Annotated in this window: 19 protein-coding genes; 5 read left to right on the forward strand and 14 right to left on the reverse strand. The window is 70.9% G+C overall.

Going from position 1 to position 21247, the window contains the following annotated elements:
- Positions 1-22: 22 nt before the first annotated feature.
- From ACIRQ7_RS13825 to ACIRQ7_RS13835, 3 genes are read right to left on the reverse strand one after another with little or no spacing between them, the layout of a single operon-like run.
- Positions 23-382 carry a DUF742 domain-containing protein gene (locus tag ACIRQ7_RS13825; protein ID WP_393891895.1) on the reverse strand — a complete coding sequence of 120 codons (360 nt, stop codon included), beginning with the start codon at positions 380-382 and terminating at the stop codon, positions 23-25.
- Entirely contained in the window at positions 379-807 is a 429-nt protein-coding gene (locus ACIRQ7_RS13830) for a roadblock/LC7 domain-containing protein (RefSeq protein ID WP_401471670.1), read from the reverse strand. The genes ACIRQ7_RS13825 and ACIRQ7_RS13830 overlap by 4 nt, the downstream gene beginning before the upstream one ends.
- Positions 804-2279, reverse strand: a complete 1476-nt coding sequence (locus ACIRQ7_RS13835) for an ATP-binding protein (RefSeq protein WP_404262395.1) — start codon at positions 2277-2279, stop codon at positions 804-806. The genes ACIRQ7_RS13830 and ACIRQ7_RS13835 overlap by 4 nt, the downstream gene beginning before the upstream one ends.
- Positions 2280-3324: 1045 nt before the next feature.
- On the opposite strand from ACIRQ7_RS13835, the gene recO reads away from it, so the two are divergent.
- Both recO and ACIRQ7_RS13845 read left to right on the forward strand, forming a co-directional pair.
- The gene (gene recO / locus ACIRQ7_RS13840) at positions 3325-4071 is read left to right on the forward strand and encodes a DNA repair protein RecO (protein ID WP_404262397.1); all 747 of its coding nucleotides are present in this window, start codon (positions 3325-3327) and stop codon (positions 4069-4071) included.
- Positions 4072-4136: 65 nt separating this feature from the next.
- Entirely contained in the window at positions 4137-4955 is an 819-nt protein-coding gene (locus ACIRQ7_RS13845) for an isoprenyl transferase (RefSeq protein ID WP_401471688.1), read from the forward strand.
- A 76-nt stretch (positions 4956-5031) separates the two neighbouring features.
- On the opposite strand, the gene ACIRQ7_RS13850 is transcribed toward ACIRQ7_RS13845, so the two are convergent.
- The 4 genes from ACIRQ7_RS13850 to ACIRQ7_RS13865 all read right to left on the reverse strand — a co-directional run bounded on the left by ACIRQ7_RS13850 (position 5032) and on the right by ACIRQ7_RS13865 (position 8334).
- Positions 5032-5457, reverse strand: a complete 426-nt coding sequence (locus ACIRQ7_RS13850) for a Fur family transcriptional regulator (RefSeq protein WP_401471691.1) — start codon at positions 5455-5457, stop codon at positions 5032-5034.
- Between the two features lie 161 nt (positions 5458-5618).
- A complete protein-coding gene (locus ACIRQ7_RS13855) occupies positions 5619-6512 on the reverse strand; it encodes a metal ABC transporter permease (protein ID WP_404262398.1) in 894 nt (297 codons plus the stop codon).
- On the reverse strand, positions 6512-7303 hold the full coding sequence (locus tag ACIRQ7_RS13860) for a metal ABC transporter ATP-binding protein (RefSeq protein ID WP_404262399.1): 792 nt from the start codon (positions 7301-7303) through the stop codon (positions 6512-6514). The genes ACIRQ7_RS13855 and ACIRQ7_RS13860 overlap by 1 nt, the downstream gene beginning before the upstream one ends.
- A 71-nt stretch (positions 7304-7374) precedes the next feature.
- Positions 7375-8334 (reverse strand): metal ABC transporter substrate-binding protein, encoded by a 960-nt coding sequence (locus ACIRQ7_RS13865; protein WP_404262401.1) that lies wholly within the window; start codon positions 8332-8334, stop codon positions 7375-7377.
- A 245-nt stretch (positions 8335-8579) separates the two neighbouring features.
- Between ACIRQ7_RS13865 and ACIRQ7_RS13870 the strand changes: the two genes are divergently transcribed.
- Complete coding sequence (locus ACIRQ7_RS13870; RefSeq protein WP_401471703.1) at positions 8580-9962, forward strand: glycine--tRNA ligase; 1383 nt, start codon at positions 8580-8582, stop codon at positions 9960-9962.
- Positions 9963-10109: 147 nt separating this feature from the next.
- Here ACIRQ7_RS13870 and ACIRQ7_RS13875 read toward each other — a convergent pair whose 3' ends face one another.
- The 6 genes from ACIRQ7_RS13875 to ACIRQ7_RS13900 form a co-directional block, all read right to left on the reverse strand.
- Positions 10110-11114 carry a phosphotriesterase gene (locus tag ACIRQ7_RS13875; protein ID WP_404262403.1) on the reverse strand — a complete coding sequence of 335 codons (1005 nt, stop codon included), beginning with the start codon at positions 11112-11114 and terminating at the stop codon, positions 10110-10112.
- Positions 11114-12631 carry a long-chain fatty acid--CoA ligase gene (locus tag ACIRQ7_RS13880; RefSeq protein ID WP_404262405.1) on the reverse strand — a complete coding sequence of 506 codons (1518 nt, stop codon included), beginning with the start codon at positions 12629-12631 and terminating at the stop codon, positions 11114-11116. The genes ACIRQ7_RS13875 and ACIRQ7_RS13880 overlap by 1 nt, the downstream gene beginning before the upstream one ends.
- Positions 12632-12905: 274 nt before the next feature.
- Positions 12906-13244: a hypothetical protein gene (locus ACIRQ7_RS13885; RefSeq protein WP_404262406.1), complete on the reverse strand. Its 339-nt coding sequence runs from the start codon at positions 13242-13244 to the stop codon at positions 12906-12908.
- A 66-nt stretch (positions 13245-13310) separates the two neighbouring features.
- Complete coding sequence (locus tag ACIRQ7_RS13890; protein WP_403670302.1) at positions 13311-13892, reverse strand: TetR family transcriptional regulator; 582 nt, start codon at positions 13890-13892, stop codon at positions 13311-13313.
- Between the two features lie 177 nt (positions 13893-14069).
- On the reverse strand, positions 14070-15074 hold the full coding sequence (locus ACIRQ7_RS13895; protein WP_401471718.1) for an aldo/keto reductase: 1005 nt from the start codon (positions 15072-15074) through the stop codon (positions 14070-14072).
- A 301-nt stretch (positions 15075-15375) separates the two neighbouring features.
- Positions 15376-16752 carry an MFS transporter gene (locus ACIRQ7_RS13900; protein ID WP_404263122.1) on the reverse strand — a complete coding sequence of 459 codons (1377 nt, stop codon included), beginning with the start codon at positions 16750-16752 and terminating at the stop codon, positions 15376-15378.
- Between the two features lie 215 nt (positions 16753-16967).
- Here ACIRQ7_RS13900 and ACIRQ7_RS13905 point away from each other — a divergent pair, with 215 nt between their 5' ends.
- Positions 16968-17924: a helix-turn-helix transcriptional regulator gene (locus tag ACIRQ7_RS13905; protein ID WP_404262409.1), complete on the forward strand. Its 957-nt coding sequence runs from the start codon at positions 16968-16970 to the stop codon at positions 17922-17924.
- 138 nt (positions 17925-18062) lie between these two features.
- Here the strand turns inward: ACIRQ7_RS13905 and ACIRQ7_RS13910 are convergent, their stop codons facing one another.
- Complete coding sequence (locus tag ACIRQ7_RS13910; protein ID WP_404262411.1) at positions 18063-19523, reverse strand: MFS transporter; 1461 nt, start codon at positions 19521-19523, stop codon at positions 18063-18065.
- Positions 19524-19673: 150 nt separating this feature from the next.
- On the opposite strand from ACIRQ7_RS13910, the gene dusB reads away from it, so the two are divergent.
- A complete protein-coding gene (gene dusB, locus ACIRQ7_RS13915; RefSeq protein WP_403670316.1) occupies positions 19674-20801 on the forward strand; it encodes a tRNA dihydrouridine synthase DusB in 1128 nt (375 codons plus the stop codon).
- Positions 20802-21247: the final 446 nt, after the last annotated feature.

Below are 21247 nucleotides of genomic sequence, written 5' to 3' on the forward strand. Positions count from 1 at the left end.
GGCGCTGGGTCCGTTGCCGGGGCTAGGACTTGAGAGAGCGGAGTCCATCGAGAACCCTCTCCAGGATCTGCCGGTCGAATTGCTCGGCTTCGGGAATGGGGACACGGGCGTGCAGACGTCCGGCGTCGACAAGGTCGGCCACCAGCACCTTCACCACGCTGACGGGCAGGTGCAGATGGGCTGCGACCTCGGCCAGAGACAACGCCCCGGGCTGGAGAAGCTCCAGGATCCGGTGCTCTTCCGGGCGTACATCACTGGTGACCGGCATCCCCGAGCTGTGCAGCAGGGAGAGCCGGTCCAACGTGTTGCGGCTGGGTCGGGCGCGTCCGCCGGTCGCCAGATAGGCCGGTACGAGGCGCCTGTTGCTCTGGCGCGGGGTCATGCCGGGCTGCCGAGGTCCCGAGTCGGGCTGTTCATGACCTTGCTGCCCAGGGTCGTGACCTGGACCTGCATGTGGTGGGCCACCACGCCCATGTTCACCTCCGGTGCCGCGAAGACCGCCAGGCAGGTGTTCTGGCCGGCGGGGATCGCGAAGACCCAGCCTTCTTCGGACTCGATGACGGTCTGCCGCAGTTTGGCGTCGTCCGTGCCGGCGAACGCCGCGGTGACCGCGCGCCCCGCGCCCTGGAGCGCGGACATCATGGCGGCGACGCCCTCGGCGGAATCCCGCTCCAGGCCGGGCGAGCAGCCCTCGATGAACCCGTCTCCGGAGATGACGGCCGCGTGCTTGACGTGCGGCAGCTCCAGGAGCGGGGCCAGCACCCAGGACTTGTCCTCGGCGACTCGGCGGCGGGCTGGGCTGTTCATGAGTGGGCGTTCCCTTCAGGACTGCGCGGGGGGTCGGGCTGGGCTGCCGCCCGGCCGGATTCGGTGCCTTGCTGGAGCGCGGCCCACAGGGAGCCGGTCTCCTCCGGGGAGCGCTCGCGGACCGATTCGGTGCGCGGCACGCTCTCGTCGGGCTCGGATACGGGCCGGCGGCGTCGCCGGCGCGGGAGTTCACCGTCAACCGGCGGCTCGGACGCCGCGCCGAGGCGGTCGGCGGGGTCGGGCGCGGGGGCGGCGTGGGCCGGAGCGGCATGGGCCGGTGCGGCGTGGGCGGGGGCGGCGGGCGCCTCGGCCGGGGCCGCGGCCCGGGTGCCGGTCGGCAGGACGGTCGAGGGCCGGTCCTGCGCCCCGGAGCGGTGCGGCAGCGGAGCCATCACGGACATGGGCTGGGCGCTCTCGTCGAGGACGGTGAGAAGGGGGTCGCCGGGGATGTACACGACGGCGCGCACACCGCCGTACGGGGACGGCTCGACGTGCACGCCGTAGCCGTACTGGCGCACCAGCTGACCGGCCGCCGCGAAACCGGACCGCGGCGGGTCGCCGAGCTGGGTCAGCAGCACGTCGTCCGTACCGGACAGCAGCTCCGTGGCGAGCTTGATCTCGTCGGCATGCATGCCGACGCCGTAGTCGTCGACGATGACCGAGGCGCCGCGGTTGCCCTGCTGGAGCGTGACGACGACGGGCAGTTCGTGGTGCGAGTGGTGCAGCGCGTTGGCCAGCAGCTCGGTGACGGTGATCGCGATCGGCTCGACGGCCCGCGCCACGACGGCGACCGGGTCGCGCAGCTGATTGCTGACCTGGACGCGCTCGTAGCCGCGCAGCCGGGAGGTGGCGCCGACGACCAGTTCGGCGAGGTAGGAGTCCTCACGGGTCAGACCCGGCCAGGCGCCGCACACCACGCCGGTGGCCTGGATACGCCGCAGCGCCTGCTCGTTGAGGAAGTCGGCGGCCAGCAGGTCCTGCGCGACGTCCGGGTCGTCGTAGCGGTGCTGCATCTCCTGCAGCGACGTCTGGAGCTGGTAGAGCAGCGCCTGGATGGTGGTGGTCGCACCCCGCAGCGTGGACTGCGCGGCGGCGTCGACGCGCTGCCGCTCCTTGGTGACCGCGTCGCTGATCTGCTCCAGTACGGCGGTCAGCGCGTGATCGGTCTCACTGCCCGCGAACCGCGAGTCCAGCAGTCCGCGTACGGGCACGTGCGGGTGGGCGAGCGCCGTCGTGAGATCGGGAACCCGGGCGCCGGCCAGATGCCGGATCTCCGCCTCGGTGGCCCGCAGCCGGGCCGTCAGCTCCGTATTGCTGTGCAGCGTGGCACTGTTCTGTTCCTCAGCGGCGGCGAGGCGCTTGTGCAGATCAAGTCGCGTCGTGCGCGCACGGATCAGGAGCGCCGCCAGGACCACGGCGGCGGCCGTACCTGCGCTGAGGCACCACAACAGTGCCTCCGGTATGGATGTCATCGAGATCCTTGAGTGGGGTACTGGGGCGAGCGGCCGGCCGACACGGCACTGTGCTGCCGATCATCCCCGGATGCTACCGGTGAGCTGACGTCCTGTAAGGGTCCGATCGCACGCCCGAGCGAGAAGTACGGAAGATCACGTTCCGCGCGGGATGACCGGGTCGATGACGTGATGTGGCCCCGTCAAACGTGCAAATGGCGGGGCCTTTGTGAAGGGTGAGGGCGTATCAGACAGGCAGCGAACCGGTTCCCTTGAGGCCGGCGATGAACGAGGTCCGGCCTGCTGCCGGGACGACCGGCACGGGCCGCTGCGGGGCCTTGCTGTCCCGACCGGGACGACGCCGGGGAATCCGTCGGCGCCCTGCAATCTGCCCCCTGCGCCCTCGACGCGGTTGCCGCCGTGAGTGTCGCCGTACGCGTCAGCAGCGAGCGGGCCGCCCCCGTGCGGCAACGCCCATGCGCAGGCGGATGTCTGCGACAGCCCGGGCACGATCGCCGACTCGCCGCCACAGACCCCGGGTTGGCCCGGCGCCCTCCCGGCACCGCTCCGGCTCCGGCCCGAAGAACGCCCAAGCGGCCTGCCGTTGACCGTGGGGAGTCGTGCATCGGAGTTGTCCGGCGTCCATGGTCCGGTTGTCTGTTGGGCATGGGGTACTCCACTGCTGTGCCCCGCAGGAGATCCGCCGCCGCTGGGACCGTTTCGTCATGGATGTCCGCACCGACCGCGTCGGCCGGTCGCCGCTTCCGGCGGACACCGCCTCCGCCCGGCGCACGCCTCCGCCCGGCGCCGATCGGCCGCGGCGGCACCCCGCGCGGCTCGGGCCGCGGCCGTCTGCCGGGCGGCACCACGGACGGCCGGAGGGCGGTGCTGAAGCCGCCGACGCCGGCCGGCGTCGTGCTCCACCCCTCCGCGCTGCCCCGGGAGCGCCGACGGCCCGGCCGCTGCCCCGGCCGGCCCTGAGTGCAGCGGGATGTCATGAACGCATCCCGGAGCGGTCGCACCCGGCGGGGACGGCGGGTCGTCGGCATGCGGGACAATGGCCCCCATGAGTCTGTTCCGCGAAGACGGCATCGTGCTGCGCACCCAGAAGCTGGGTGAGGCGGACCGGATCATCACGCTGCTCACCCGTGGGCACGGGCGGGTCCGGGCCGTGGCCCGTGGGGTGCGGCGGACGAAATCGAAGTTCGGGGCGCGGCTGGAGCCGTTCTCGCATGTCGATGTGCAGTTCTTTGCGCGCGGCGGCGAGCTGATCGGGCGCGGGCTGCCGCTGTGCACCCAGAGCGAGACGATCGCGGCGTACGGCGGCGGGATCGTCACCGACTACGCGCGCTACACCGCCGGCACCGCGATGCTGGAGACCGCCGAGCGGTTCACCGACCATGAGGGCGAGCCGGCCGTGCAGCAGTATCTGCTGCTGGTCGGCGGGCTGCGGACGCTCGCCAACGGCGAGCACGAACCGCATCTGGTGCTGGACGCCTTCCTGCTGCGCTCGCTCGCGGTGAACGGCTACGCGCCCAGTTTCGACGCATGTGCGAAGTGCGGTCTGCCCGGTCCCCACCGGTTCTTCTCGGTGGGGTCGGGCGGCGTCATATGCGGCGACTGCCGGGTGCCGGGGAGCGTCGTACCCTCCTCTGAGGCCATCGGTCTCCTGAGTGCGCTGCTGACCGGCGACTGGGAGACGGCGGACGCCTGCGAGGCGCGGCATGTCCGGGAGGGCAGCGGGCTCGTAGCGGCGTATCTGCACTGGCACCTGGAGCGGGGCCTGCGCTCCCTCCGGTACGTGGAGAAGTAGCCCCGCCAGGCATACGACAAGCACCAGAAGTACGAGATATACGAGACATGGGAGACGTGGGGCGCATGGCACGACGCGGGATTCTGGGCCGTAATCGACGTGACTACGAGACGCCCGAGCCGCACCCGTCCGGTGCGCGTCCGCCGAAGATCCCCGGGGAGCTCGTCCCGAACCACGTCGCGGTCGTCATGGACGGCAACGGCCGGTGGGCCAAGGAGCGCGGGCTGCCCCGCACCGAGGGCCACAAGGTCGGTGAGGGCGTCGTCATGGACGTCCTCAAGGGCTGCATCGAAATGGGCGTGAAGAACCTCTCGCTCTATGCCTTTTCGACGGAGAACTGGAAGCGCTCGCCCGACGAGGTGCGTTTCCTGATGAACTTCAACCGCGATGTCATCCGTCGGCGGCGTGACGAGATGGACGCGCTGGGCATTCGTATCCGCTGGGTCGGGCGGATGCCGAAGCTGTGGAAGTCCGTGGTGCAGGAGCTCCAGATCGCCCAGGAGCAGACCAAGGACAATGACGCGATGACGCTGTATTTCTGCGTGAATTACGGCGGTCGCGCGGAGATCGCGGACGCGGCGGCGGCGATCGCGGCGGATGTGCGGGCCGGAAAGCTGGACCCGTCGAAGGTGAACGAGAAGACCGTCGCGAAATACATGTACTACCCGGACATGCCGGATGTGGACCTCTTCGTCCGGCCGTCCGGTGAGCAGCGGACGTCGAATTACCTGATCTGGCAGAGCGCGTATGCCGAGATGGTGTTCCAGGACATTCTGTGGCCGGACTTCGACCGCCGGAATCTGTGGGACGCCTGCCATGAGTACGCGCGGCGCGACCGCCGCTTCGGGGCCGCTCCGGAGCCGGACGCGCAGTCGGCGAAGTAGCCGGCAGCGGATGACAGCGGACGGGCCGCCTCCGGTGGGAGGCGGCCCGTCCGCTGTTCGCTGTGTGCGGTCGGCGCTACTGCTTGCCGGGCTGCTCCGCGCAGTCGCCGCAGGTGCCGAAGATCTCGATGGTGTGGCCGACGTCACGGAAGCCGTGTTCGGCGGCGATCTGGTCGGCCCACTTCTCGACCGCGGGGCCCTCGACCTCGACGGCCTTGCCGCAGGCCCGGCACACCAGATGGTGGTGGTGATCGTCGGTGCTGCACCGGCGGTAGACCGCCTCGCCGTCGTTGGTGCGCAGCACATCGACCTCACCGGCGTCGGCGAGGGACTGCAGCGTCCGGTAGACGGTGGTCAGTCCGACCGAGTCGCCCCGGTGCTTGAGCATGTCGTGGAGTTCCTGCGCGCTGCGGAACTCGTCCACCTCGTCGAGTGCGGCCGAAACGGCGGTCCGCTGCCGCGTCGACCGGCCGCGTACCGGAGATCCCGCGCTCGTCGCCACCGTTGCCTCCCTAGGACGTCAGGTCTCCCCCTGGCAGGTGGGGGCAGCTCCCGCGTCCTGGAGGACGGGGGAGTCCGGCCATTGTGCCAGGTGATGGCCGGAACCCTGGTTGGACGCTTACACATACAGCTACAGGTGTGTCACGCCGCGATACCCGTGTGTCAGACCCGGACGTCGTCCGCCGGGGTGCGGCTGCCGGGTACTTCCAGAGTGCACCCGTCGGCCGGGTCCGCGGCAGCCCTCGCGCGCCTTTTCGCCAGCGGCGCCGCCAGTCCCGTGAAGATCACGAACAGTGCGATGGCGAACAGCACGATGGTCGCGCCGGACGGTACGTCGACGTAGTACGAGGTGGTGGTGCCGGTCAGGGTGACCGCGACGCCGATCCCGATGGCCAGCGCGAAGGTCAGCTTGAAGCTGCGGCTGATCTGCTGGGCGGCCGCGACCGGGATCACCATCAGGGCGCTGACCAGCAGCAGCCCCACGACGCGCATGGCGACGGTGACGGTGACCGCGGCGGTGATCGCGACCAGCAGGTTCAGCAGCCGCACCGGCAGCCCGGTGACGCGGGCGAACTCCTCGTCCTGGCAGACCGCGAACAGCTGGCGGCGCAGCCCGACCGTGATCACCAGCACCAGGGCGGCCAGCACATAGATCGTCGTCATGTCCTGCGGCGAGACCGTCGTGATCGACCCGAAGAGGTACGTGCCGAGGTTGGCGTTGGACCCGGCGTCGGACAGGTTCATCAGCATCACGCCGCCCGCCATACCGCCGTAGAACAGCATGGCCAGCGCGAGATCGCCGCGCGTCTTGCCGTACCAGCGGATCAGTTCCATGACGACGGAGCCGAGCACGGCGACGGCGGTGGCGACCCAGACCGGGCTGGTGTTCAGCAGGAAGCCGAGGCCGACGCCGGTGAGGGCGACATGGCCGATGCCGTCGCCCATCAGGGCCTGCCGGCGCTGGACGAGGTAGATGCCGATGGCGGGGGCGGTGATCCCGACGATCAGGGCGGCGATCAGGGCCCGCTGCATGAAGGGGTAGGTGAGGAGTTCCATCAGGTGAGCAGCCCCGTCCGGATCGGTTCCGCGGCCGCGTCGGCGTGCGGGTGGACATGGTCGTGGCCGGGCAGCGCATGCTGGCCGACGGCCTCCGGAGGCGGGCCGTCGTGCACGACGCAGCCGTCCCGCAGGACCACGGCGCGGTCGATCAGCGGCTCCAGCGGGCCCAGTTCGTGCAGCACCAGCAGCACGGTGGTGCCGGCGGCGACCTGCTCGCGCAGCGCTCCGGCCAGCACTTCCTGGCTGGCCAGGTCGACGCCGGCCATCGGCTCGTCCATGATCAGCAGTTCCGGTTCGCCGGCCAGCGCGCGGGCGATCAGCACCCGCTGGTGCTGCCCGCCGGAGAGCGCGTTGACGGAGTCCTTGGCGCGGTCGGCCATGCCCACCAGCTCCAGCGCGCGGCGCACCGCGGCCCGGTCGGCCTTGCGCAGCCACCCGAGCTTCGTCCGGGCCAGCCGCCCGGCCGTGACGACCTCGCTGACGGTGGCGGGGACGCCGCCCGCCGCGGTGGTGCGCTGCGGGACGTAGCCGATGCGGGCCCAATCCCTGAAGCGGCGGAACTCCGTGCCGAACAGCGACAGCTCGCCGCCGCTCAGCGGTACCTGGCCGATCACCGAGCGGACGGCGGTGGACTTCCCCGAGCCGTTGGCGCCGAGCAGCGCGACGACCTCGCCGGAGCGCACCACGAGGTCGACGCCGCGCAGCACGGGGCGTCCGCCCAGCGCGGCAGTGGCCCCGCGCAGGTCGATGACCGGCGGTGCGGACGCTTCGGCCGGCGGCTTGTTCATGGTGACCTCCGTCACGTGCGGACTGGATTGCTCGAAAGTCTGGCTGCTCGCGCGGTCGCCCGGCCTGCCGGTCACTTGGCGCCGAGCGCCTTCTGGAGCGCGGCGAGGTTGGAGTGCATCACGCCGAAGTAGTCCCTGCCGCGGGACTTGCCCGTGATCCCTTCGAGCGGGTCGAGGACATCGGTCTTCAGGTGGAGGTCGCCGGCCAGCGACTTGGCGGTGGCGGGGTTGGCGATCGTCTCGAAGAAGACCGTGGAGACGTGGTGCTTCCCGGCGAGGTCGTGCAGGTTCTTGATGCGGTTGGCGCTGGGCTCCGACTCGGGGTCGAGGCCGCTGATGGCCTCCTCGGTCAGGCCGTAGCGCTCGGCGAGGTAGCCGAAGGCCGCGTGGGTGGTGAGGAAGGTGTCCGACGACCGCTTCTTCAGGCCGTCCTCGAAGGCGGTGTTCAGCCCGTCCAGCTTCTTGACCAGGGCGTCGGTGTTCTTCTGGAAGTCGGCCCTGTGGTCGGGGTCGGCCTTGGCGAGGGTCTTGTTCACGCCCTTGGCGACCTCGGCGTATTTCACGGGGTCCAGCCAGATGTGCGGATCGCTGCCGCCCTCGGCGTCGGAGTGCGAGTGGTTGTCGCCGGTGGTGTGGTGGTGGCCGTCGACCTCGGTGCCGTGCTTCTCCAGGCCGGTCAGGGAGGCCGCGTCGGCGACGTTCTCGACGCCGGACTGTTCGACGGCGCTGTCCACGGCGGGCTGCAGGCCCTTGAGGTAGACGATCGCGCCGGATTCGCCGAGCTTGCCGATCTGCTGCGGGGTGAGGTCGAGGTCGTGCGGTTCGACGCCGGGCCGGGTGAGGTCGGAGACCTCGACGTGCTTGCCGCCGATCTGCTTGGCGAGGAACTCCATGGGATAGAAGGACGCCGTCACCTTCAGCTTGCCGTTTTCGCTGCCCCCGGCGTCGGGGGAGCAGGCCGAAAGGGCGAGCAGGCCGAGCGCCGAGGCTCCGGCGACGGCCACGAGGGATATGTGACGGCGTATGTTCATGACAGTCATTTTCAACAAAGTTGGAAACGATTGTCAACAAAGGTGGCGGGGCGCACACTGGAGGGGCCTCGGAGGGGACCTCCGACGAAAGAGCGGAAGACGGGGAGCCGGAACCGATTTGATCCAGGGGGTACGGCCGCCGGTACCCTGAGCCATTCGCCCGCCCGTCTCCCGACCACCACCCCTCATGAGACGTGAGGGCGCCGCTCCTATCCATCGTTCGTCGTCGTAATGAAGAGAGCACCGTGGCCGCCGACAAGATCGATACCATCGTCAGCCTGAGCAAGCGCCGTGGCTTCGTCTACCCCTGCAGTGAGATCTACGGCGGCTCCCGGGCTGCCTGGGATTACGGTCCCCTCGGTGTTGAGCTCAAGGAGAACATCAAGCGCCAGTGGTGGCGCGCCATGGTCACCTCGCGCGAAGATGTCGTCGGTCTCGACTCGTCGGTGATCCTGGCCCCCGAGGTCTGGCAGGCCTCCGGCCACGTCGCCACCTTCACCGACCCCCTGACCGAGTGCACCTCCTGCCACAAGCGGTTCCGCGCGGACCATCTGGAAGAGGCGTACGAGGCCAAGCACGGCAAGCTGCCCGAGAACGGCATGGCCGACATCAACTGCCCGCACTGCGGCAACAAGGGCGGCTTCACCGAGCCCAAGCAGTTCTCCGGCCTGCTCTCCACCCACCTCGGCCCGTCCCAGGACACCGCCTCGGTCGCCTACCTGCGCCCCGAGACCGCCCAGGGTATTTTCACCAACTTCGCCCAGGTCCAGCAGACTTCGCGCAAGAAGCCGCCGTTCGGCATCGCGCAGATGGGCAAGTCCTTCCGGAACGAGATCACTCCGGGCAACTTCATCTTCCGCACGCGCGAGTTCGAGCAGATGGAGATGGAGTTCTTCGTCAAGCCGGGCGAGGACGAGCAGTGGCAGGAATACTGGATGGAGCAGCGGTGGAACTGGTACCGCGACCTCGGCATCCGCGAGGAGAACATCCGCTGGTTCGAGCACCCTGCGGAGAAGCTCTCCCACTACTCCAAGCGCACGGCTGACATCGAGTACCGCTTCAACTTCGGCGGCACCGAGTTCTCCGAGCTGGAGGGCGTGGCCAACCGCACCGACTACGACCTGACCGCGCACTCCAAGGCGTCCGGCCAGGACCTGTCCTACTTCGACCAGGAGGCCGGCGAGCGCTGGACTCCGTACGTCATCGAGCCCGCGGCCGGTGTGAACCGCGCCATGCTCGCCTTCATGCTCGACGCGTACATCGAGGACGAGGCGCCCAACGCCAAGGGCAAGATGGAGAAGCGCACGGTCATGCGCCTTGACCCGCGCCTGGCGCCGGTCAAGGTCGCGGTGCTGCCGCTGTCCCGTAACCCTGACCTGTCGCCGAAGGCCAAGGGCCTGGCCACGGACCTGCGCAAGAACTGGAACATCGAGTTCGACGACGCGGGCGCCATCGGCCGCCGCTACCGCCGCCAGGACGAGATCGGCACCCCGTTCTGCGTCACCGTCGACTTCGACACCCTCGACGACAATGCCGTCACGGTGCGCGAGCGCGACACCATGAAGCAGGAGCGGGTGTCGCTGGACCAGATCCAGGCGTACCTGGGCGCGCGGCTGCTCGGCTGCTGACCCGGTAACGCTCCCGGTCTCCTCGGACCACGGGCGCCGGCCGGACCCGCTGCGAGGCGGGCCCGGCCGGCGCTTTCGTGTGCGGTGCGTCCGCCGCGCTCGGTGGGTCCGCCGCGCGCGCCCGCGTCCGCCTGCCCGCGGGCTCCGTCAGGACGTCGTGGGCCCGGCCTCGAAATACCGCCGGGGGACGTCGACCAGCATGGTCGTGATCTGCTCCTCGGTGACCCCGTGCTCCCGGAGATACGGCAGCACGTCCTCCTCGATGTGCAGGTAGTGCCACTGCGGCAGGAGTGGCAGCACCTCCGGATCGATCCAGTCGATATAGCAGGACGCGTCCTGCGAGAGCACCATCTGCCCCGCGTATCCCCGGCGGCACATCTCCACCACGGTGTCGGCGCGGGCCTCGAAGGTCGTCTCCACATTGATCCCGAAGCGGTCCATGCCGAGGACGAACCCCGCCTCGGCCAGCTCGCTGAGGTGATCCACATCGGTGGTGTCCCCGCTGTGCCCGAGGACCACCCGCCGCGGATCCACCCCCTCCTCATCACACAGCACCCGCTTGACCACGGGCCCCGAACGCGAATCGGGGTGGGTGTGGACGGTGACCGGGGTGCCGGTCCGCAGATGCGCGCGGGCCACCGCCCGCATCACCCGCTCCACCCCCGGTGTGAGCCCCTGCTGGTCGATGGCGCACTTGAGCAGCCCCGCCTTGACGCCCGTGCCGGCGATACCGCCCTCGATGTCCCCGACGAACATGTCCACCATCGGGTCGGGCGCCTCGGTCCCCGTGATCTCGTTCAGCGCGGGACCCCGGTAGTGGAAGTAGAACGGCACATCGGAGTACGTGTAACAGCCCGTCGCCACCACGATGTTGAGGTCGGGAAGCTGCTCCGCGACCCGCTGGATCCGCGGGATGTAGCGCCCCAGACCGATCACCGTCGGATCCACGATGGTGCACACCCCCTGACCGCTCAGCGCCCCCAGCTTCTGCACGGCCTCGGCCACCCGGACATCGTCACTGCCCCAACCACCGGGATGGTCCGGATAGTTCTGCTGTACCTCGGGCGTCAGCACGAAGATGTGCTCGTGCATGTACGTACGGCCCAGGGCGGCCGTGTCGACCCGGCCCCGCACGGTCTCCACCGCTCCCATCAGCGCAGCTCCTTCTTGAGGATCTTCCCGGTCGGTCCCTTCGGCAGCTCGGACCGCACCCGTATCTCGCGGGGGTACTTGTAGGCGGCCATCCGCTCCTTGCAGAACGCGATCAGCTCCGGTGGCCCGGCGGTCATCCCCTCCTTGAAGCTGACCACCGCGACGACCTCCTCGCCGAGCCGCTCGTCGGGCCGTCCGATGACCGCGGCCTCGGCGATGGCCGGGTGGTCGTACAGCACCTCCTCCACCTCCCGCGGATAGACGTTGTAGCCGCCGCGTATGACGAGGTCCTTGGTCCGGTCGACGATGAAGAGATAGCCGTCCTCGTCGAGATAGCCCAGGTCACCGGTGTGGAACCAGCCGCCCCGCATCGCCTCGGCGGTCGCCTCCGGGTTCTTGTAGTAGCCCTTGAGGATGTTGTGGCCGCGGATCACGACCTCGCCGACGCTGTCCGCGCCGCGCGGCAGCGGTTTGTCGTCCGCGTCGACGACGCGCACCTGCACGCCCCACACGGGCTTGCCCGCCGACAGCACCTTGCGCTGCTCGGCGCTGATGTTGAACGTGGTCGTGCTCGCCGACTCCGACAGCCCGTAGCCCTCCAGGATCACCACGCCGGGGAAGCGCTCCTCGAAGGCCCGTATGACCTCGCCCGGCATGGGGGCGCCGCCCGAGATGCCCACCCGCAGCGACGACACATCCCACGCGTCGGTGGCCGCCGCCAGCAGCGCCACATACATCGTCGGCACGCCCGGGAAGATCGTGGCCCGGTGCCGCTGGACGGCGTCGAGGACCGCGCTCGCCTCGAAGCGCGGCACCAGCACCATCGTGCCGCCGAAGCGGACGGTGGCGTTCAGGACGCTGGAGAGCCCGAACACATGGAACAGCGGCAGCACCGCCACCGAGACGTCGTCGTCCTCGAACTCCATCAGCTCACCGGCGACGGTGCAGTTCATGTACAGCTGGAAGTGCGTGAGTTCGGCGCCTTTCGGCTTGCCGGTGGTGCCGCTCGTATAGAGCAGGACGGCGGTCTCGTCCGCGTCGGTGGGCACGATCTCCGGGATCTCCACCGGAGCGAGCAGCGTCTCGAAGGCCCCGGCCCAGGAGGACGGGTCCCCGCCCGACGGTCCGCCCACCACATAGGGGGCCACGCCCGGGACCGCGCTTACACCGCGCCGCGCCTCCTCGGCGAACGCCTCGAACGTGATCAGCACCTGGGCGTCGGAATTCTCCAGGTGATAGGCGATCTCCGGGCCGCGCAGCAGCGGGTTCAGCGGCACCATGACCAGCCCCGCCCGCATCGCCCCGAAGTACGCGTACAGGAACTCGGGGATGTTGGGCAGGTGGACCGCGACCTTCGCGCCGCGTTCGAGCCCTAGCGCGAGCAGATTGCCGGCCACCAGGCCCGCGCGGTGCTCGACCTCGGCGTAGCTCAGGGCCGTGTCGTGCACGATGGCGCAGCGTTTGTCCGGGGTGGCTTGCGCCGATTCGTCCAGCATGGTGGCGAGATTGAAGCTCACTTACGCTCCCGGGGGCTGTGGCGGTGACCTTCGACGATGCCATGCGTACCGTCCGGTCGGTAGGCCGTCAAGAGAAGAATCGGCCGCGGGCGTGCCCTTCAAACCCCGAGGGGAGGGGTGGAGGGGGAGGTGGAGAGGGGCGGGACGGGGACTGGGTAGAGGGCATGGCCGTGGGCGGGGTTCAGGGCCGAGGAGGGGCGGCGCGGGTGCCCCGGGCGTCGGTGCCGCGGGCGGGGTGCGGCGTGGGTATCGGCGTCGGTGTCAGTGTCGGTGACTACGCGGTGGCCGCCGCGTAGTCGGCCAGGGAGGGTTCCAGCAGGTCGAAGGCGCGGGCGGCCTCCTCGGGCACGACGGTGGCGATCTCGGCGTTGTCCCGGCCGTCGGGGGTGAGTTCCTGGATGCGCGGGAACAGGGCGCGATGAGCCGTGCCGAGCAGTGCGGCGGCGGCGCGCGGGGTGATGTCGCCGGGCCCGCCCGAAGCGGTGGCCGGCACCTCGGCCAGGGCCGCCTCGCGCCGGTCGTGCAGATCGCGCAGCCGGGCGGGCAGGGTCGGGCTCGTGATCTCCCCGGTACGGCTGGGTGCGGGGGACTGCCTTCCGTCGTGCGAGGGCACGACGCCTCGGGCGCCCGCTGGCCCCGGCCCCCTGCGGGCGAGCCGACGGGAGCGCGGCGACAGGCCCTAGCCGCGCAGCCCGCGCAGGACCAGGGCGCGCACGGCGTCGAAGTCGGTGGTGATGGTGGGGCGGGACCACTCGGGGGCGTAGCAGGGGTCGTGGAATCGGCCCGTGGCGTCGAAGACGGCGCGGGCGGCCGTCGCGGGGGAGGGGGTGTCGAAGTCGCCCTGGGTGACGCCCGCTTCGATGATGCTGGCGAGCTGCGACTCCAGGTCGGTGATGTGGCGGTCGACCACGCCGCCGCTCTCACGGATCAGGGTCATATAGGTGGCGAACAGCTCGGGGTCGTCGCCCGCCTTGTGGCGCTTGGCCTCGAAGAGGGCGGTCAGCCAGCGGTCCAGGCGCTCCGGGGCCGGGCCCTGCTCCGCGACGATGACCTGGAGCTGCTCGCTCGTACGGTCCAGCCACCGCTCCGTGACGGCCTCGCGCAGCGCCGCCTTCGTACGGAAGTGGCGGTAGACGCTGCCGTGGCTGACGCCCAGAGCACGCGCCACATCGACGACCGTGGCCTTGGCGGGGCCGTAGCGGCGCAGCACCTCCTCGGTGGCTTCGAGGATGCGCTCGGGGGTCAACGTCTCGGGGGCCATGGGGCGGGCGGCCTTTCGGATCGGAGCGGACGGGGCGGGCAGAGCGGACAGGCATGCGGGGCGAGGCCGCACGCACGGGGCACGCCGCGCTGAACGCCTTGCGGGGGCGCGGCACATGCCGGTCGTACGCCGCCACCCAGGGACGGTACCTGGCGGGCCGCTCGCCCGCTCCGGCGGTCAGTGCTCGCTGTCCAGGTGGGCCATCTGGTCGGCGGGGTAACGGTCGCCCGCGGCGGCACCGGCCGGCACCGCACGCTCGATCGCGGAGAGGTCGTCGGCGTCCAGCGTGACCTGCGCGGCGCCGAGCGCCTCCGTCAGGCGGTCGCGGCGACGGGCACCGACGAGCGGGACGATGTCCTCGCCCTGGGCGAGCACCCAGGCGATGGCGGTCTGGGCGACCGAGACGCCCTTCTGCTCGGCGATCTTGCGCAGGGCGTCCACCAGATCGAGGTTGCGGTCGAGATTCTCGCCCTGGAAGCGCGGACTCATCCCGCGGAAGTCGTTCGCCGCGAGCTTGCGGTCCCGGGTGAAGTGGCCGCTGATCAGGCCGCGGGACAGCACTCCATAGGCGGTGATGCCGATGCCCAGCTCGCGGGCGGTGGGCAGGATCCGGTCCTCGATGCCGCGGGAGATGAGGGAGTACTCGATCTGGAGGTCGGAGATCGGGGCGACGGCGGCGGCCCGGCGCAGGGTCTCCGCGCCGACCTCGGACATGCCGATATGGCGGACGTGTCCGGCCTCGACCAGCTCGGCGATGGCGCCGACCGTCTCCTCGACCGGGACGGCGGGGTCGATGCGGGCGATGCGGTAGATGTCGATGTGGTCCAGGCCCAGGCGCTGGAGGGAGTACGCGGCGAAGTTCTTGACCGCGGCGGGCCTGCCGTCATAGCCGGTGAAGGCGCCCTCGACGGTGCGCAGCGCGCCGAACTTCACGCTGGTCTGCGCCTTTTCGCGGGCGGCGGCGGGGGCCGAGCGCAGGGCTTCGCCGATCAGCAGCTCGTTGTGGCCCATGCCGTAGAAGTCGCCGGTGTCGAGCAGGGTGATGCCCGCGTCGAGGGCGGCGTGGAGGGTGGCGATGGACTCGGCGCGGTCGGCGTCGCCGTAGAGGGCGGACATACCCATACAGCCGAGGCCGAGGGTGGAGGTCTGCGGGCCGGTGGTGCCCAGGGTGCGCGTCTGCACGGGGTGCTCCTCAATGAGAGGTGGAGGCGGGGAGAGCGGGGCGGAGGGGAGTGAAGGGGGAGGGCCGGGAAAGGTGATGTAAGAACTATGGCATGACGGATGACAGATTTCAATATCTGTCATCCGTCATGATGACCCTGTCCCTCAAGCCCGCCATGACGGGCCACCCCAAGCCCCCAACCCCCAAGCCCTCAACCCCCGAAGCCAGCCCCCGGGCCGTCCCGTGCAGGTCGGAGTCCGCCGGGCAGGTCACCGCAGGTCAGTACAGATCGGCGTAGGTCACAGCACAGGTCACCGCAGGTCAGCGCACCGTTCGGGGCAGGCGGAAGGCGAGCGTGGTGGTGAACAGGACGATCGCCAGTTGTGCCAGCAGGGCGGCGAGGAGCGCGTCGCGGATGCCGAGGGAGGGGAGGAGGGAGAGGAAGAGGGTGCCGAGGGTGGCGACGCCGAGCGCGAGGCCCGACTGCTGGGTGGTGACCATGACGCCGCCACCCACCCCCGCCTGCGTCACCGGCAGTTCGCTCAGCACGATGCGGAGCAGCACCGGCAGCACCATGCCCTGACCGATGCCCAGCACCGCCATGCTCGGTGCGAGAGACGCCACCGACACGTCCGGCCAACCGGCCCCGACCGTCAGCGTCAGAGCCACCAGCCCCACGCCCTGGATCAGCGAACCGGTCACCACCACCCGGCGACCGAAGCGGGCCACCAGGCGCGGACCGGCCAGTGAGGCGATGAAGAAGGTCGCGCAGAGCGGCGCCAGGGACAGCCCGGCGGCGAACGGCCCGTAGTGGAGGCCGGTCTGGAGCGCCACGGCCACCACGAACATGAAGCCGCCGAAGCCGACCGAGAACGGCACGATCATCGACAGGCCGCTGTGCACGGAGGGGATGCGCAGCAGGGACGGCGGGACCAGGGGTGTACGGCCCGCGCGTTCGGCCCGGCGCTCGACGACGGCGAACGCGGCCGCCACGAACGGGAAGACGGCGAGCAGCAGCCAGGACCACAGCGGCCAGCCGGCCGCCCGGCCCTCGGTCAACGGCAGCAGCAGGGTGATCAGCGTCGCGGCGAGCAGCGCGGTGCCGGGGCCGTCGACCCGGGTGGGGTGCGGGGAGCGGGTCTCGGGGACCGTACGCGCGGCCAGCAGCCAGGCGGCGACGGCGATCGGTACGTTGACCAGGAAGACCGCGCGCCATCCGGTTCCCGCCAGGTTGACGGAGACCAGCAGCCCGCCGAGCACCTGGCCGACGGCGCTGGACACGCCCGCCGTACCGCCGTACAGGCTGACGGCCTTCGCGCGTCGCTTGCCGGTGGTCGTGGCCTGGATGGTGGCCAGCACCTGCGGCAGGAGCAGTGCGGATGCCGCGCCCTGGGCGACCCGGGCGATCACCAGCGTCCAGGCGTCCGGGGCCAGTCCGCAGGCGAGCGAGGTCACGCCGAAAGCGGCCAGACCCCACAGGAAGAGCCGGCGGCGGCCGACCATGTCGCCGAGTCGTCCGCCGAGCACCAGGAGGGTGGCGTAGGCGACGCCGTAGCCCGCCACCACCATCTCCAGCATGGCCGGTCCGGCGTGCAGATCACGATCGATGGTGGGCAGCGCGACATTCACGATGAAGAAGTCGATCATGGGGAGAGCCGCGCCGAGCAGGACGGTCAGCAGGCCCAGCGGGGTCAGCATCGGGGAGGCGCCGGCAGGGCGTGCGGAGGCGCCCGGCACGGATGCGGCCGATGCGGTGGTGGCCGCTTCGTACGGGGTGGTGGGGGCGGCGGTCGGTACTCGGGTATCGCTCACAGGGACGACGATCGTCCGAAGCTCAGACGGGTACCAGAGTCTTCTTATCCTGGTACCCGTGCTACCTGGCAACCGGATGGGAAGTCCGGCACCCTGGAGTCATGACCGTGGACGTGACCATGACGCAGGCAGCCACGACGCACAAGACCCCGGCTCGCACGGCACGCAAGGGGGAGGCGGACGGGCCGCGCACAGCTGCGGCCCCCGCCGCCCCGCGTGGCGACGCCGCCGTCCGCCGGGCCGAGCTCGCCGCCTTTCTGCGCAGCCGCCGGGAGCGGATCACGCCCGAGCAGGTCGGGCTGCCGCGCGGCGCCCGGCGCCGCACCCCCGGGCTGCGCCGTGAGGAGGTGGCGCACCTCTCGGCGGTCGGCGTCACCTGGTACACCTGGCTCGAACAGGCCCGGGACATCCACGTCTCCCCGCAGGTCCTGGACGCCGTCGCCCGCGCCCTGCTGCTCGACCGTGCCGAGCGCAGTCATCTGTTCGCGCTGGCCGGGGCGGCCGACCCGCTGCCCAATACGGAGTGCACGGGCGTCTCGCCGGCGCTGCGGGCGATCCTTGACCAGCTCGCGCCGTTCCCCGCGGTCGTCCAGAACAGCCGGTTCGACATCCTCGCCTACAACCGCACCTACGGGCAGCTGATGTGCGACCTCGACGCGCTGCCGGAGGAGGACCGCAACTGCATGTGGCTGGCGTTCACCCACCCCGAGTGGCGGGCGAGCATGGTCGATCTGGACGCCACGGTGCGCATCATGGCCGCCAAGTTCCGCGCCTCGATGGCCGAGCATGTCGCGGAGCCGACCTGGAAGGCCCTGGTCGCGCGGCTGACGGAGGCGTCGCCGGAGTTCCGCGAGATCTGGGCGCAGCACGAGGTCGTCCGCCCCGTCAGCGCCGTCAAGGTCTTCCGGCACCCGCGGGTGGGAACGCTGCAGCTCACGGCCACCAATCTCTGGGCAGGACCGAACCCGGGGCCGAAGGTACTGGCCTACACCCCCATGGACGAGATGTCCCGGGAGCGGCTGGCGGAGCTGGAGAAGATCGCGCTCGCCAAGGCGTGAGCGGAAGCCACAGGCATGAGGGGGCCAAAGGCGCGAGGGCCCGCAGGGCGTGAGGGCTGTATGGCGTGAGGCCCCGGGGTGGTCCCTCAAGGGGGCCCCGACGCCGACATCCTCTGGGCGCCGCCCCAGGCGCCCTGGTCAGGGCCCGGCGTTCGTCGCCGGGGCGTGGCCGCGCGGCGTTCCCTCCTCGAAGAGGGCCGCGGTGCGGCGTGCGGTGGCCCGTGCCCAGCGGCCGGAGGTCAGCGCGCCCAGGACGAGCACGGCGGCGCCGCAGCCGGCGATGATCCAATAGGCCGGGCGGCCCGCCGCGATGAATTCCGCGCTGCCCGCTCCCGCCCCCGCCCCGGCGGCCAGCACCGCGCCGATCACCGCGACGCCGAGCGACTGCCCGACCTGCCGGCTGGTGGAGGCGACCGCGGCCGCCACACCCGCCTGGGCACGCGGCATACCGGACACGGCGGTGTTGGTGATCGGGGCGTTGACCAGGCCGAAGCCGATGCCGAACAGGACGTAGCCGGTGAACAGCAGCGGGTTGGCCGACTCGGCGTCGAACGCCGCGAACAGCAGTCCGCTCGCGCCCATCGCCGCCCCCGCGAGCAGCAGCGAGAGCCGGGGGCCGCGGCTGCCGACGAGCCGCCCGGACAGCGGCGCGAAGATCAGCGTCATACTCGCCATCGGCAGCATGTAGAGCCCGGCGTCCAGGGCGGAGAGGCCGCGGATGTTCTGCAGGTAGAGGGTGTTGATGAAGAGGAAGCCGCTGAGTGCGGCGAACGCGCAGACCGCGATCACCGTCGCCCCGCTGAAGGGCGCGCTGTGGAAGAAGCGCAGATCGATCAGCGGTTCCCTGCGGCGCCGCTCGTAGCCGATCAAGCCCACCAGAGAGGCCAGCGCCACCAGCACGAACGCCAGGATCGTCGCTGAGGTCCAGCCCGCCTCGGGGGCCTCGATGATCGCGTACGTCAGCGAGCCGAGCAGCGCGATCACCAGCAGCTGCCCCACCGGGTCGACGCGGCGCGGCTTCGGCGCGCGCGATTCCGGCACGTAGCGCAGCGTGAGGAAGAGCGCGAGGGCACCGATCGGGACGTTGATCCAGAAGATCGAGCGCCACCCGACGGTCTGCACCAGCAGCCCGCCGACGACCGGACCGGCCGCCATGCTGATGCCGACGACGCCGCCCCACACCCCGATGGCGCGGGCCCGTTCGCGGGGCTCGGTGAAGGTGTTGGTGATGATCGACATCGCGACGGGGTTGAGCATCGAACCGCCGACGGCCTGCACCATACGGAAGATCACCAGCCACTCCAGGCTGGGCGCCAGGCTGCACAGCAGTGAGCCGCCCGCGAAGACGACCAGCCCGGTCAGAAAGATCCGGCGTCGTCCCAGGCGGTCGGCGGTCGAGCCCGAGAGCATCAGCAGCGCCGCGAGGACGAGCGTGTAGGCGTCGATCGTCCACTGCATGCCGGAGACCGAGGCATGGAATTCCTTCTGCATCGACGGCAGGGCGACGTTCAGGACGGTGTTGTCGAGGCTGACGATCAGCAGGCTCATACAGCAGATCGCCAGGACCAGCAGGCGCCGCCGGTGGCTCAGCTCAGGCATGGTTGAACGCTACAACGATTCGGGACCTCCGGCCCTGGCGGGGCCGGTCGCGCGATGCGGGACAATGGGAGGTCGTACGCGGCCGGTGGTCCAGCCCGGCCCGTGCGGCGACCGCCCGTCCGCCATCCGCCGTCGAAGGAACCCGCTCCCATGACTTTGCTGCAGATCGGCCCGCACGCGGTGCAGCCGCCCGTCGTGCTCGCGCCGATGGCCGGGATCACCAACGCCCCGTTCCGGACGCTGTGCCGCGAGTTCAGCGGGGGCAAGGGCCTGTTCGTCAGCGAAATGATCACGACGCGGGCGCTGGTCGAGCGCAACGAGAAGACCATGCAGCTGATCCACTTCGACGCGACCGAGAAGCCGCGCTCGATCCAGCTGTACGGCGTGGACCCGGCCACCGTCGGCAAGGCCGTCCGCATGATCGCGGAAGAGGACCTCGCCGACCACATCGACCTCAACTTCGGCTGCCCGGTCCCCAAGGTCACGCGCAAGGGCGGCGGCTCCGCCCTCCCGTACAAGCGCCCGCTGCTGCGCGCGATCCTGCGTGAGGCGGTCAGCGGCGCCGGGGACCTGCCCGTGACGATCAAGATGCGCAAGGGCATCGACGACGATCACCTCACCTTCCTCGACGCGGGCCGGATCGCCGTCGAGGAGGGCGTGACCTCCATCGCGCTGCACGGGCGTACCGCGGCCCAGCACTACGGCGGCACCGCCGACTGGGACGCCATCGCCCGCCTCAAGGAGCACGTCCCGGAGATCCCGGTGCTCGGCAACGGCGACATCTGGTCGGCGGACGACGCGGTGCGGATGATGCGCGAGACCGGCTGCGACGGCGTCGTCGTCGGACGTGGCTGCCTGGGCCGCCCGTGGCTCTTCGCCGACCTGGTGGCCGCCTTCGAGGGCAACGGCGCACCCAAGGCTCCCGGCCTCCGCGAGGTCGCCGCCGTCATGCTCCGGCACGCGACCCTGCTCGGCGAGTGGATCGGCGACGAGACGCGCGGCGTCATCGACTTCCGTAAGCACGTGGCCTGGTACCTCAAGGGCTTCGCGGTCGGCTCCGAGATGCGCAAGCGGCTGGCGATCACCTCCTCGCTGGCCGAACTTGAGGACGGGCTCGGCGAGTTGGAACTCGACCAGGAGTGGCCGCAGGGGGCCGACGGGCCGCGCGGCCGTACGTCCGGCAATAACCGCGTGGTGCTCCCGGACGGCTGGCTGAAGGACCCGAACGACTGCGCCGGCATCAGCGAGGAAGCGGAACTCGACACCTCGGGCGGCTGAGGCGGGCCCTGCCCGGGGCGGCCGGGGGCCGGGCCGGGCAGGCGAGGGGCACCTCGACCAGCGATCTCGACCGGCGATCTCGACCGGCAACGGCGATGCCGTCGCCGCGCCGCGCGGCGGCTCCCGTCCGCAGGCGAATCCTTCGCCCGCCCGCCCCGCCCCCGGTGCCCTACGGGCCCGGATGCCGACGCCACCGTCCTGCCGTGTGGCAACTATGACCTGATCCCGCCTCTCGGGCGCCCCGTGGCCGGTCGGCCGGGTGAATGGCTGGATCGAGGCCGAGCGGCGCCCGCTCCGCGGTGCCCACGGGGCCGGGGCGCCCTCCTGGGCATCCTCGGCCAGGTGTCCGCCCCGGGCTGAGGACGGCACCGGGTGAGGTCTCCGTCACCCCCGCGCCCGCTCGAATGATGGGACTGGAGCCCTTCCGAGCGCGTGATTCTCGCCAC

This window comes from Streptomyces sp. NPDC101393 (genome assembly GCF_044767385.1).
Taxonomy (GTDB): Bacteria; Actinomycetota; Actinomycetes; order Streptomycetales; family Streptomycetaceae; genus Streptomyces.

Bases quoted from the DNA above. Each gene is read 5' to 3' on its own strand.
- ACIRQ7_RS13910 (WP_404262411.1), bottom strand. From the start codon at position 19,523: ATGCCTGAGCTGAGCCACCGGCGGCGCCTGCTGGTCCTGGCGATCTGC.
- ACIRQ7_RS13875 (WP_404262403.1), bottom strand. From the start codon at position 11,114: ATGGGAGCGGTGGAGACCGTGCGGGGCCGGGTCGACACGGCCGCCCTG.
- ACIRQ7_RS13830 (WP_401471670.1), bottom strand. From the start codon at position 807: ATGAACAGCCCAGCCCGCCGCCGAGTCGCCGAGGACAAGTCCTGGGTG.
- ACIRQ7_RS13900 (WP_404263122.1), bottom strand. From the start codon at position 16,752: ATGCTGACCCCGCTGGGCCTGCTGACCGTCCTGCTCGGCGCGGCTCTC.
- ACIRQ7_RS13860 (WP_404262399.1), bottom strand. From the start codon at position 7,303: ATGAACAAGCCGCCGGCCGAAGCGTCCGCACCGCCGGTCATCGACCTG.
- dusB (WP_403670316.1), top strand. From the start codon at position 19,674: ATGACTTTGCTGCAGATCGGCCCGCACGCGGTGCAGCCGCCCGTCGTG.
- ACIRQ7_RS13890 (WP_403670302.1), bottom strand. From the start codon at position 13,892: ATGGCCCCCGAGACGTTGACCCCCGAGCGCATCCTCGAAGCCACCGAG.
- ACIRQ7_RS13835 (WP_404262395.1), bottom strand. From the start codon at position 2,279: ATGACATCCATACCGGAGGCACTGTTGTGGTGCCTCAGCGCAGGTACG.
- ACIRQ7_RS13855 (WP_404262398.1), bottom strand. From the start codon at position 6,512: ATGGAACTCCTCACCTACCCCTTCATGCAGCGGGCCCTGATCGCCGCC.
- recO (WP_404262397.1), top strand. From the start codon at position 3,325: ATGAGTCTGTTCCGCGAAGACGGCATCGTGCTGCGCACCCAGAAGCTG.
- ACIRQ7_RS13845 (WP_401471688.1), top strand. From the start codon at position 4,137: ATGGCACGACGCGGGATTCTGGGCCGTAATCGACGTGACTACGAGACG.
- ACIRQ7_RS13905 (WP_404262409.1), top strand. From the start codon at position 16,968: ATGACCGTGGACGTGACCATGACGCAGGCAGCCACGACGCACAAGACC.
- ACIRQ7_RS13865 (WP_404262401.1), bottom strand. From the start codon at position 8,334: ATGAACATACGCCGTCACATATCCCTCGTGGCCGTCGCCGGAGCCTCG.
- ACIRQ7_RS13825 (WP_393891895.1), bottom strand. From the start codon at position 382: ATGACCCCGCGCCAGAGCAACAGGCGCCTCGTACCGGCCTATCTGGCG.